9 protein-coding genes and 1 pseudogene are annotated in these 11,509 nt (G+C 61.1%); 9 read left to right on the forward strand and 1 reads right to left on the reverse strand.

Translation table 11 applies throughout. The features are described 5' to 3' along the window. Positions 1-282: 282 nt before the first annotated feature. The 9 genes and pseudogenes from CHEJ32_RS0106975 (at position 283) to CHEJ32_RS24110 (ending at position 10,168) form a co-directional block, all read left to right on the forward strand. Complete coding sequence (locus CHEJ32_RS0106975; protein WP_028033219.1) at positions 283-1,164, forward strand: methylenetetrahydrofolate reductase; 882 nt, start codon at positions 283-285, stop codon at positions 1,162-1,164. Positions 1,165-1,231: 67 nt separating this feature from the next. Continuing rightward, on the forward strand, positions 1,232-2,641 hold the full coding sequence (locus CHEJ32_RS0106980; protein WP_028033220.1) for an aminomethyltransferase family protein: 1,410 nt from the start codon (positions 1,232-1,234) through the stop codon (positions 2,639-2,641). A 156-nt stretch (positions 2,642-2,797) separates the two neighbouring features. Beyond that, a complete protein-coding gene (locus CHEJ32_RS0106985) occupies positions 2,798-3,541 on the forward strand; it encodes a GntR family transcriptional regulator (protein ID WP_028033221.1) in 744 nt (247 codons plus the stop codon). 84 nt (positions 3,542-3,625) lie between these two features. Then, the gene (locus CHEJ32_RS0106990) at positions 3,626-4,804 is read left to right on the forward strand and encodes an ABC transporter substrate-binding protein (RefSeq protein ID WP_028033222.1); all 1,179 of its coding nucleotides are present in this window, start codon (positions 3,626-3,628) and stop codon (positions 4,802-4,804) included. 68 nt (positions 4,805-4,872) lie between these two features. After that, complete coding sequence (locus tag CHEJ32_RS0106995) at positions 4,873-5,733, forward strand: branched-chain amino acid ABC transporter permease (RefSeq protein WP_028033223.1); 861 nt, start codon at positions 4,873-4,875, stop codon at positions 5,731-5,733. Continuing rightward, positions 5,730-6,800 (forward strand): branched-chain amino acid ABC transporter permease, encoded by a 1,071-nt coding sequence (locus CHEJ32_RS0107000; RefSeq protein WP_084032710.1) that lies wholly within the window; start codon positions 5,730-5,732, stop codon positions 6,798-6,800. The genes CHEJ32_RS0106995 and CHEJ32_RS0107000 overlap by 4 nt, the downstream gene beginning before the upstream one ends. Then, positions 6,797-7,543 (forward strand): ABC transporter ATP-binding protein, encoded by a 747-nt coding sequence (locus CHEJ32_RS0107005; RefSeq protein WP_028033225.1) that lies wholly within the window; start codon positions 6,797-6,799, stop codon positions 7,541-7,543. The genes CHEJ32_RS0107000 and CHEJ32_RS0107005 overlap by 4 nt, the downstream gene beginning before the upstream one ends. Continuing rightward, positions 7,543-8,268: an ABC transporter ATP-binding protein gene (locus CHEJ32_RS0107010; RefSeq protein ID WP_028033226.1), complete on the forward strand. Its 726-nt coding sequence runs from the start codon at positions 7,543-7,545 to the stop codon at positions 8,266-8,268. The genes CHEJ32_RS0107005 and CHEJ32_RS0107010 overlap by 1 nt, the downstream gene beginning before the upstream one ends. A gap of 456 nt (positions 8,269-8,724) precedes the next feature. Next, positions 8,725-10,168, forward strand: a pseudogene (locus CHEJ32_RS24110) (alanine/glycine:cation symporter family protein). Between the two features lie 200 nt (positions 10,169-10,368). On the opposite strand, the gene CHEJ32_RS0107020 reads toward CHEJ32_RS24110, so the two are convergent. Next, entirely contained in the window at positions 10,369-11,490 is a 1,122-nt protein-coding gene (locus tag CHEJ32_RS0107020; RefSeq protein WP_028033227.1) for a 5-methyltetrahydropteroyltriglutamate--homocysteine S-methyltransferase, read from the reverse strand. Positions 11,491-11,509: the final 19 nt, after the last annotated feature.

Below are 11,509 nucleotides of genomic sequence, written 5' to 3' on the forward strand. Positions count from 1 at the left end.
TGAAGCAGGCGAATTTCAGTATACATTTCGGGTGAGGATGGCTGGATCAACGGTGCTCTCTAGGAGGAGCTGTTCGTTTCATATCCCTGGCTTCGCCTCGCTCGCCATAGAACGGCGAATGCAGCGGAACAGCGGGATCTCTCTTCCTCTAGGCCCGGGGACCAAATTCGCTCGGGCCTCTGGATATTTCCATCGGAGTGCCCACAGCGCGATTGACAGGCGGCATTCGGAATTGCAAATTGTATACCGACGGAATGCACAAATGAGTGCTGGGAGGAACCGATGCTGATGCCTCAGCAATGGATGCATGACGAAAGGGCGGCTCTTGCCGGGCTGCTCGGTACCTATTCCGTCGAAGTGACATCTAGGGACACGAAATCGCTCGCGGACGTGAGCCGCATTCTGCCGCGGGGCACGGAGGTTTTCGTTGCCAATCTTCCGACCGAAAGCGCCGATGTTCTGATCGAAGCTGCCGCACGGTTGAGGTCGGCGGGACTGATCCCGGTTCCCCACATCGTGGCCCGAAATGTCGCGAGCAAACGCGATCTCGAACATATGCTTGCCGGTTTGGCATCCAAAGCCGGCGTGGAGAGGGCGCTGGTGCTGGGCGGTGACCGAGACCAGCCTGCAGGCGAATTCGATGCGGCCCTCCAAATTATCCAGAGCGGCCTTCTGGAGAAGAATGGTATTCGCCGGATTGCGATCGCCTGTTATCCGGAGGGACATCCCAGGATTCCCGGCGATGTGTTGCGCGCTGCGCTTAAAGCCAAGATCGCTGCGGCTGCAAGTGCCGGTCTCGATGTCCTTCTGGTAAGCCAGTTCGCCTTCGATCCCGCTCCCATCATCGATTTCGTGTCGGAGCTCAGAAGAGACGGCATGGAAGCACCGGTCCGTGTCGGCGTGGCCGGTCCCGCCGACCGGCTGAAACTCGTCAAATACGCGATCCGCTGCGGCGTCGGCGCATCTCTCCGGGTGCTGCGCGAGCGCAGTGAGCTGGCGCGCAACGTGCTTTCGGGGGAGACCCCGGACGATCTGCTCGGTCAAGTGGCGCTGGCACAGGCGAGCGATCCTTCGCTCGGCATAGCTGGTGTGCACTTCTTCACCTTTGGAGACCCGGCGCGGTCGGCGCGTTGGGCAGAGGAGCAGAGATCAGGGGCGAATTGAGCCCACGGCAGGAATGCCGGGAACCTATCCACATCCCAAGACCAACACCCAAGCAGGGGAGGAAATAATGGCAGTGAAAAACCTGGAAGAGAAGCTGAAGAGCGCGAGCAATCCCGTGGAGATGCTGCGCAACTCGCAGATCGGCGCCTATGTCTATCCGGTGGTGCCGGCCGAGTTCACCAACTGGCGGGACGAGCAAGCTGCCTGGCGCAAGACCGCCGTGCTTTTCGACCAGTCGCACCACATGGCGGAGATCATGCTGGAAGGGCCGGACGCGCTGAAGCTCATCGGCCGTCTCGGTATCAACAGCATCGAAAACTTCCCGGTGAATCGCGCCAAGCAGTTCGTGCCAGTCAGCTATAGCGGGCACGTGATCGGCGACGTGATCCTGTTCCGCCTGGCAGAAGAGCAGTTCCTGATGGTCGGACGTGCACCAACCATCAACTGGGTGCAGTTCCATGCCGAGACCGGCGGCTATAACCTGACCTTCGATCGCGACGACCGCTCGCCTTCGCGCCCGATGGGCAAGCCGGTGCTGCGCCGTCGCTATCGCTACCAGGTGCAGGGCCCGAATGCCTGGAAGATTCTCGAGAAGCTGAATGGCGGGCCGATCCCCGAAATCAAATTCTTCAATATGGGCGAGATCAATATCGGCAAGCGCCGGGTCCGGTGCCTGCGCCACGGTATGTCCGGGGCCCCGGGCCTGGAGCTCTGGGGACCCTATGAGGAAGGTGAGGAAGTCCGCGCCGCAATCCTGGAAGCAGGTGCGGAGTTCGGCATCGTGCCCGTGGGATCGCGCGCCTATGCCACGAACACCCTCGAATCGGGCTGGATTCCCTCGCCGCTGCCGGCCGTCTACACGGATCCGGAGATGAAAGCTTATCGCGAGTGGCTTCCCGCGGACAGTTACGAGGCCACCGGCTCGATCGGCGGCAGCTTCGTGTCCGAGAGGATCGAGGACTATTATGTCACGCCTTATGAACTCGGCTACGGTCCGTTCGTGAAATTCGATCACGACTTCATCGGCCGCGAGGCGCTCGAGAAGATCGCAGGCCAACCGCAGCGCAAGAAGGTGACCTTTGCGTGGAATGCGGATGACGTGGCGAAGGTATTCCGCTCCATGATGGAGCCGGGCATCGAGAACTACAAATATATCGACCTTCCGCTTTCCAACTACGCTTCCGCCAATTACGACGCGGTGATGAAGAACGGTAAGACCGTGGGCTTCTCGATGTTCTCGGGCTACAGCTTCAACGAGCGCTCGATGCTGTCGCTCGGTACCGTCGATCCGGATATCCAGGTGGGCGACGTGCTCACGCTCGTCTGGGGCGAGCCAGAGGCCAATGGCGGTTCGCAGAAGACCACCGTGGAACGCCACAAGCAGCTCGAGATCCGCGTGAAGGTTGCGCCGGTGCCCTATTCGCGCGACGCCCGTGAGAACTACGCCGAGAGCTGGCGCACGAAGCAGGGCGTCTGAGACTGCCAAAAGTTGGGGGCGGTTCTGGTGCACGGCCGGAATCGCCCCTGTGACGGTTAGACAGATGCTTGAAGAACTGTACACACGAGATACTCTGCGCTTTCGGGGTGGGCCCGAAAGCGGGCGGTATGCAAAGGGGTTCGAGGCGCCAGGCCGATGAGACGGGCGGCGGACGGAAAACGGGACAGTCAGACCTTCAAGGCGCTTCTCGGCGTGCGCGATCTCGTGCTCGGCGGCCGGGTCGCGCCGGGTGAACGGCTTTCGGAAGCTGCGCTTGCAGAGCGGCTCGGCATTTCGCGGACACCCCTGCGGGCTGCCCTCGCGCGGCTTGAGCAGGAGGGGTTGCTTGAGCAGATTCCTTCCGGCGGATATTCGGTGCGAAGCTTCTCGATGGCGGACGTGTTCGACGCCATAGAGCTGCGCGGCGTCATGGAAGGAACGGCGGCCCGCCTTGCCGCCGAGCGCGGCGTGATGCCGGCCAAGATGAAGGCGATCAAGCAGCTCGTGGCGGATCTCGACAAGTGCTTCCGGGACAGGCCGGAAGACATGCTGTTCGACCAGTATGTGGAGCTCAATGCGGAGTTCCATGCCGCCCTGGCCGAGCTTCCTGGAAGCGAGATGATGCGCCGCGAGGTGGAGCGGGCCGGCCGGCTGCCCTTCGCCTCGCCCAGCGCCTTCCTGGAAAAACAGGAGGATGTGCTGGCATTCCGGCTTTCGCTCGTGCGGGCGCAATGGCAGCATAGGGAGATCGTTGCCGCCATAGAAATGCGCGAAGGAAGCAGGGCGGAGGCGCTTGCACGCGAGCACGCACGGCTCGCGCGCCAGAACATGGAATTCGTGTTGGGCGAAGACCGCAGCCTGATCCCCCGTGTTCCGGGGCTGGCGCTGGTCTCCGCCTAGAACCTTTTCCCTTCCGGTCCGTGCCGGAATCAGACAAAGGCGGTGCAGGATTTCACCGCTGACAAAAACCGAGTGGAGGAAGCGATGATCACAAGAAGAATGTTGATTGCAGCGGCAGGCCTTGCCGCTTCGGCGCTGGCAGGCGCGCCCACTTTCGCGCAGGAGACCGTCAAGGTCGGGCTGATCGTGCCCATGACGGGGCCCTTCGCCTCGACAGGGCGCCAGGTGGAAGCCGGCGCGCGGACCTATATGGCGATGCACGGCGACACGGTTGCCGGCAAGAAGATCGAGCTCATCCTGCGTGACGATGCGGGCACTGCCGACCAGACCCGCCGCATTGCACAGGAACTCGTCGTCAATGATGGAGTGAGCGTGCTTGCCGGCTTCGGTCTGACGCCGCTTGCGCTCGCGGTCGCGCCCGTGATCGGCCAGGCGAAGATCCCTGCCATCATCACATCGGCCGCTACATCCTCGATCACCGAGCAGTCCGACTACTATGTCCGCTCGAGCTTCACGCTGCCGCAGGCGGCGGTGCCGGTGGCGACCTGGGCCACCGAAAACGACATCAAGCGCGTTGTCACGCTCGTTTCGGACTACGGTCCGGGGATCGACGCGGAAACCTGGTTCACGAAGGAGTTTACCGCCAAGGGCGGCGAGATCGTCGAAGCAGTCCGCGTGCCGCTGCAGAATCCGGACTTCGCGCCCTACCTGCAACGGGTACGCGACGCGGATCCGGACGCCATCTTCGTGTTCCTTCCTTCCGGTGTCGGCTCGTTGTTCATGAAGCAGTTCGCTGATCGTGGCCTGGCGGACGCGGGCATCAAGCTCATCGCGACGGGTGACGTGACCGACGATGATATCCTGAACGACATGGGCAAGCCGGCGCTCGGCGCCATCACCGGCCAGCATTATTCGACGGCACATGATAGCCCGGAAAACAAGGCTTATGTCGAAGCTTACAAGGCTGCCTATCCGGATATGCGCCCCAATTTCATGTCGGTCGGCGGGTATGACGCCATGCATCTCGTCTATGCGGCGCTTGAGAAGACCGGGGGCGACGCTACCGGCGATGCCCTGATCGAAGCGATGAAGGGCCTTTCCTGGACGAGCCCGCGCGGCCCGGTCTCCATCGATCCCGAAACGCGTGAGATTATCCAGAACATCTATATGCGCGAGGTCAAGGAAGTCGACGGAGAGCTCTACAATGTGGAGTTCGCGACCTATGAGGCTGTGAAGGATCCGGCCAAGACTTCCGACCAATAGGAAACCGTGTCATCTATTGCGGCGGGGAGAAAGCTCCCCGCCGTTTCTTGTGAACGCCGGGCGGTATTATGCTGACCATCCTGTTCGACGGCATTGCTTATGGAATGCTGCTCTTCATCATCGCCGTGGGGCTTGCCATCACGCTGGGGCTGATGAACTTCATCAACCTGGCGCATGGCGCATTCGCGATGGCCGGCGGATACATCACCGTCGTATTGATGAACCGCTACGGCGTCTCCTTCTATCTCTGCCTGCCCATTGCGTTCCTCGCCATGGCGGTCGTGGGCGTCGTGCTGGAGCGGACGCTCTACCGCCGTCTCTATTCGGCTTCCCACCTCGATCAGGTGTTGTTCTCGGTGGGCCTCGTTTTCATGTCGGTGGCTGCCGTGCAATATTTCATGGGCGGCCAGCAGCAACTCATCCATTTGCCGCCGGAATTGAGCGGACGCACGGAGATCTTCGGCATCGGCGTTGGCCGGTATCGGCTCTTCATAACCATCGTCTGCGCCGTGCTGGTCGTCGCCCTGCAACTCGCTCTGACGAAGACACGATTCGGCAGCCAACTCCGCGCCGCTGTCGATGACGGTCGCGTCGCGCGTGGACTTGGCATCAATGTCTCGACGGTCTTTGCGCTCACCTTTGCCGCTGGTTCCGGCCTCGCGGGCCTTGGCGGTGCGATGGGAGCGGAAATCCTTGGGCTCGACCCCAATTTTCCGCTTAAGTTCATGGTCTATTTCCTCATCGTGGTGACCGTCGGCGGCACGTCGACCATTACCGGCCCCTTCCTCGCCGCATTGCTCCTGGGCATCGCCGATGTGGCAGGCAAGTATTACGTGCCCGAGATCGGCGCATTTGTCATTTATGCGGTGATGGTCATTATGCTTGTGCTCAGGCCCCATGGCCTCTTCGCGCGTGAGGGCGGTCGATGACAGTGATCGGGGAAACCACGGCGGCCGTTTCCAGCACCGGCCCCGAGCATGTGGCTGCAACGCAACTGCGCCGGCGCAACGCTTGGCGGGCCTACGAGATCGTGCTTTGGCTCGTCGCCATCGCGCTCATTTTCATGCTGCCTTCCAAGGCCTTGCTTCTCACCGAGATTGCAATTCTCGCTCTTTTTGCGGTGTCGCTGGATCTGGTGCTCGGTTATGCGGGCATCGTTTCGCTGGGCCATGGCGCCTTCTTCGGGCTCGGCGCCTATGTGGCCGGGCTCTTCGCGATGCACTTCTTTCCCGAACCGGTCACCGGATTGCTGGTGGCAGGGCTTGTAAGCGGGCTCCTCGGCTTCGTCACGAGTTTCCTCGTGCTGCGCGGCTCCGATCTTACGCGGCTTATGACCACGCTGGGCATCGCACTCATGCTTGCCGAGCTTGCAAACCAGATGGCGTGGCTGACCGGAGGCGCAGACGGGCTTTCAGGTTTCACGGTGGGGCCGATCCTCGGGCTCTTCGAATTCGATCTTTGGGGGCGCACCGGTTACATCTATTCGCTCGTCGTGCTCTTCCTCGCCACCTGGGCGGCCCGGAGGATCGTCAACTCACCGTTCGGCCTGTCGTTGAAGGCCGTCCAGGGCAACCGCGTCCGTGCGGCGATGGTGGGTGTGCCGGCCAAGAGCCGGATCGTCGTGATCTATACGATCGCTGCGGTCTATGCGGGATTTGCCGGCGCCCTTCTCACGCAGACGACCAGTTTCGTCTCGCCGGACGTGCTTGCATTCCACCGGTCGGCAGATGTGCTCCTGGTGCTGGTGCTGGGCGGCGTGGGATACCTCTATGGCGGGATCATCGGCGCGATCATCTTCACTCTGCTGCGCGATTGGTTTTCCGTCATCACGCCTCAATACTGGATGTTCTGGATAGGCTTGGTTCTGGTGATCATCGTCATGGTCGGCCGTGAGAACATCACCCGCTGGCACACGTTCCTGCCGGCACCGATCCAGCGGGCTCTCGCCCGCGCCGCCAATTGGCGCCCGGGACCGAAGATTGGAGGCGGCCAATGAGCGCCGTGCTCCAAACCCGCAATCTGATGAAGCGCTTCGGCGGCTTTGTCGCAACCAACGACGTCTCGCTCTCGGTGGAGCAGGGCGCCCGGCATGCTCTGATAGGCCCGAATGGTGCAGGCAAGACCACGCTCATCAACTTGCTGACCGGAGCGCTGAAACCCACATCGGGACGCGTTATCCTGCAGGGAGAGGACATTACCGACCTTCCTCCGCACCAGCGCGTGCGCCGGGGCTTGGCGCGCACATTCCAGGTCAATCAGCTCTTTCCGGAATTCACGCCGCTTGAAGCAGTGGTATTGGCCATCAACGAGCGGGAACAGCTGGGCGCTTCCGCCTGGAAACCCCTCGTCCGATATCCGCAGGTGGTTGACGAGGCTGCCGCGCTTCTGGAGCGGTTCGGCCTTTCCGACGTGATGGGAGAGCGCACATCCCGCCTGCCTTACGGGAAGCAGCGGCTGCTGGAGATGGCGCTTGCCTTTGCCGCCAAGCCGCGCGTGCTTCTTCTGGACGAGCCCGCGGCCGGTGTGCCGGAGGAAGAGCGTCATGAGGTGCTTGCGATCGTGCGCGCACTGCCATCGGATGTGACCGTCGTTCTGATCGAGCACGACATGGATCTCGTCTTTTCCTTTGCAGACCGGATCTCCGTTCTGGTTTCCGGCGCGCTCTTTACCGAAGGCACGGTGGCTGAGATCGCTGCCGATCCGCGCGTGAAGGCCATCTATCTTGGAGAGGATGCCTGATGGCCGAGCTTCTGCGCATCGAAAAGCTTGTTGCCGGCTACGGCGAAGCGCGCGTTCTTTCCGAGATCGATCTTACGCTTGGAGAAGGCGAATCGCTGGCGCTGCTGGGCCGCAACGGTACCGGCAAGACCACCCTCGTGGACACAATCGCCGGTGTTACGACGCTCCATTCCGGCAGGATCCATTTCGCGGGGGCCGACATCACGCGCATGAAGCCCGAGAAGCGCGCCGCGGCGGGAATCGGCTGGGTGCCCCAGGAACGCAATATTTTCCGTTCGCTGACGGTTGAGGAGAATCTGACGGCCATAGCCCGGCCGGGTCCATGGAACATGGAACGCGCTTACACGATGTTTCCGCGCCTCAAGGAACGGAGAGGCAATCTTGGCAATCACCTTTCCGGCGGCGAACAGCAAATGCTGGCGATTGCTCGCGCATTGATGCTGAATCCGAAATTGCTGCTTCTCGATGAGCCGCTTGAAGGCCTGGCTCCCGTCATCGTCGACGAATTGCTCGCGGCGTTGCGCAAGATCATTTCGGGCGAGGGGATGTCGGCGATCATCATCGAGCAGAAGGCTCGCAAGGTCCTGCCGCTCACCGATCATGCGGTGGTGCTGGAGCGCGGTGCGATCGCCTGGAAAGGCGACAGCGCGTCGCTTCTCGCGGATGCTTCCGCCATGGACCGGCACCTCGGGGTAGCCAGCGGCAAGATCGCGCGGGCCGGATGACCGCATCCGACTGAAGAAGCGTTCCTCAGCAACCGCCCCGTGGAGGCGGTACGCGGCTTTCCCTGCCGGCGCCAGACGGTCGGCATGGGTGCGGGGCATTTGTCGCCTCAAGCTGCAAGCCTCCATTCAGGGAAGGCGCCGACGCAGCAGAGATTTGGTAACCGGAAGGGCTAAACAAGAGCAACTGCTGGCAAATTCGCGCGCCTCACAAACGTCCATAAGCGATGCACGCTGCCTGTGCTGTTCCATCTGCGATATAGCGATGGATAAGGATATCGCCTTCGTCACCGTGATATGATGCGGTCGATGGAAGCCTAACCAGGCGCTTATAATTTTTCCTCAGACATACATATGCGACTATCGCAGGATACCGTTTGTAAAGTATACGGTCCCCCGCGGATGCCGAATGGGGTCCGATGGTTATGCAAAATCAATTTGTTATCGGAGATACGCACTGTGAACTTAATTGTGAAGTTCTTCGAGCTCATCGAAAGTTTGACCTGGGGTTGGTCGCTTGTCCCCATTCTGGTGGTGTTCGGCCTGTTCATCACCGTGGCGAGCGGCTTCGTCCAGCTGGCATATTTCGGCCGGATGTTTCGGGTTCTGTCGTCGAAAGTTCAAAGTGCCGACCCGAACGCTATCAGCGCCCGCGAGGCACTGTTGATGTCGGTTGGCGGGCGTGTTGGGGGAGGCAATATAGCCGGCGTGGCCGTAGCGATAACGGGGTGGCCCTGGCGCGGTGTTCTGGATGTGGGCGATAGCGGTCGTGGGAATGGCCACCAGCCTTGTCGAGGCATCCCTGGCGCAGCTCTTCAAACGCTCCGTCGGGGATGGGACCTTTCGCGGCGGGCCGGCAGGATATATCATATACGGCCTCGGGGAGCAGTATCGTTGGCTCGCCATTCTATACGCAGTCTGCCTGATCGCCGCCTTCGGGCTGGGATTCAATGCATTTCAGGGCAACACCTTTGCCGGCGCGGTCGAGGATAGCCTTGGAATCGAGCGGCTATGGACCGCCCTTCTGCTGGCCGCCATCACGGGGTTCATCGTTTATGGCGGCATCAGGCGAATTGCCAAGGCGGCCGATATCGTCGTTCCCGTTATGGCGCTTGGTTACATCGCGATGACATTGGTGATCATCCTGCTCAATATCACCGAGTTGCCGCATGTTCTGTGGACGATCGTAACCAATGCCTTCGGCTTCGAGCAGGCTGTAAGCGGCGGCATGGGAGCCGCGATCGCTCAGGGTTTGCGGCGCGGGCTTTTCTCGAATGAGGCAGGGCTCGGTTCCGCGCCCAATGTGGCGGCGACGGCGGATGTGCGCCACCCGATCAGCCAGGGCATCACCCAGTCGTTCTCGGTGTTCATCGATACGATCATCGTGTGCTCGTGCACGGCCTTCATCATTCTGCTCAGCGACGTCTACGTGCCCGGGGCTGCGCATATCGACGGCGTGGTGCTGACGCAGCAATCCCTCGTATCCCATGTCGGGGAATGGTCGAAATATTTCCTGACCTTCTCGATCCTGCTCTTCTCCTTCAGTTCCATCATGTACAACTACTATCTGGGCGAGAACGCGCTGACCGTCATGACCTCGCACCCGGTCATGATCCATGCGCTGCGATTAGCAGTGGTCGTGCTTGTGTTTCTGGGCGCCACCGCGCCGGGAGCAACGGCGGTCTTCTTCTTCTCCGACCCGCTGATGGGGCTCCTGGCTTTGGTGAACCTGCTTGCGATCATGATGCTCTTTCCTGTCGCCATGCGCATCCTGCGGGATTTTCGCGAGCAGCTGAAAGCCGGTGTGGACCGCCCGGTGCTGGTGCCGGAAAAGTTCAAGGACCTCAATCTTGATCCGACGGCCTGGCACAATGCCGCGCCGAGTGCCCACCCGAACGCATAGGGTGCTACGCTGCATCGAGCGCTCGATCGTTGTCCGATCGCCGTGCCGATGCAGCAGCAGGAACAGTGCCGGCGGCCCGGCGTTAGTCGGCTTCGTTTGTGCGTTGTCCCCAAACAAGGACCAACAAAAAGCCGGGCAGCATGCTGCCCGGCTTATGAATTGAACCTGGGCGCGGCTCTTCTCGCGCTGCGCCCTTTTGCTTACACTTCTCCCCAGATTGCTTCCGCGGTCTTGATCACCAGTTCCAGCTTCCGCTTCTGGTCATCCTCGGTGATCTTGTTGCCCTCTTCGGTCGAAGAGAAGCCGCATTGCGGTGCGATGCCGAGCTGGTCGAGATCGGCATATTTGCTCGCGGCGTCGAACTTGCGCTTAAGATCGTCCAGGGACTCAAGCTCCGGCACCTTGGTGCTGATGAAGCCCGGCAGAACGCGCTTTTTGCCCTTGGGCAGAAGGCGCAGCGGCTCAAGCCCACCCGCACGCTCGGTGTCGTATTCCATGAAATAGATGTCGACGCCGGTCTTGTTGAAAATGGCATCGGCTGCCGGATCGTAGGCGCCCTCGGCCACCCAGGTGGAGCGGAAATTGCCGCGGCACATATGCATGCCGATCACCATGTCCGCCGGCCGGTCCTTGATCGCCTCATGCATCATCCAGGCGTATCTGTCGATCAGCCAATCGGGATCGAGGCCGTCGGCCTTTTTCTCCTCGCGAATCTTCGGATCGCAGAGATAGGCGAAATAGATGTCATCCGTCTGCAGATACCGGCAGCCGGCTTCGTAGAACTTCTGCACCGCCTTGGCATAGGTGCGGGCGAGATCCGCGAAGAGTACCTCCAGATCCTGGTATTCCTTGGGCAGGATGTCGGCCTTGGCCACGCGGAAATGGCAGCAGCTCGGGCCGGGGATGGAGATCTTCGGCGTGACCTTCGTCACCGAAGCAAGATACTTGAAGTGATCGAGCATCGGGTGGTCGTCAGGGAAGTCCAGCCGGCTGGTAATGGTCGGGAACACCGGACGCACGCTGGCGCCGTGGAACTGGAGTCCCTGCTGTCCCTCGCGCTCCACCAGATCCAGGCCTTCGAGATCGCCCATGAAGTCATAGTGCCAAAAGGAGCGGCGCAGTTCACCATCGGTCACGACCTGAAAGCCGATGTTCTGCTGCATCTTCACGATGTCGGTAACGGCGGCATCTTCCACATTCTTGAGCTCTTCCGCCGAAATGGACTTGTCCTCGTAAAATTTCTTCCGCGCTTCCTTCACGGCTGCCGGGCGCAGGAGAGAACCGACATGATCGGCGCGATAGGGAGGTGTGTGAGTCGTCATCGTATCCTCGATTTCGGCT

Source organism: Chelativorans sp. J32 (assembly GCF_000518985.1).
Classification (GTDB): Bacteria; Pseudomonadota; Alphaproteobacteria; order Rhizobiales; family Rhizobiaceae; genus Chelativorans.

Coding starts and splice junctions, on each gene's coding strand:
- CHEJ32_RS0107005 (WP_028033225.1), top strand. CDS start 6,797: ATGAGCGCCGTGCTCCAAACCCGCAATCTGATGAAGCGCTTCGGCGGC.
- CHEJ32_RS0106980 (WP_028033220.1), top strand. CDS start 1,232: ATGGCAGTGAAAAACCTGGAAGAGAAGCTGAAGAGCGCGAGCAATCCC.
- CHEJ32_RS0107020 (WP_028033227.1), bottom strand. CDS start 11,490: ATGACGACTCACACACCTCCCTATCGCGCCGATCATGTCGGTTCTCTC.
- CHEJ32_RS0106995 (WP_028033223.1), top strand. CDS start 4,873: ATGCTGACCATCCTGTTCGACGGCATTGCTTATGGAATGCTGCTCTTC.
- CHEJ32_RS0107010 (WP_028033226.1), top strand. CDS start 7,543: ATGGCCGAGCTTCTGCGCATCGAAAAGCTTGTTGCCGGCTACGGCGAA.
- CHEJ32_RS0106975 (WP_028033219.1), top strand. CDS start 283: ATGCTGATGCCTCAGCAATGGATGCATGACGAAAGGGCGGCTCTTGCC.
- CHEJ32_RS0106985 (WP_028033221.1), top strand. CDS start 2,798: ATGAGACGGGCGGCGGACGGAAAACGGGACAGTCAGACCTTCAAGGCG.
- CHEJ32_RS0107000 (WP_084032710.1), top strand. CDS start 5,730: ATGACAGTGATCGGGGAAACCACGGCGGCCGTTTCCAGCACCGGCCCC.
- CHEJ32_RS0106990 (WP_028033222.1), top strand. CDS start 3,626: ATGATCACAAGAAGAATGTTGATTGCAGCGGCAGGCCTTGCCGCTTCG.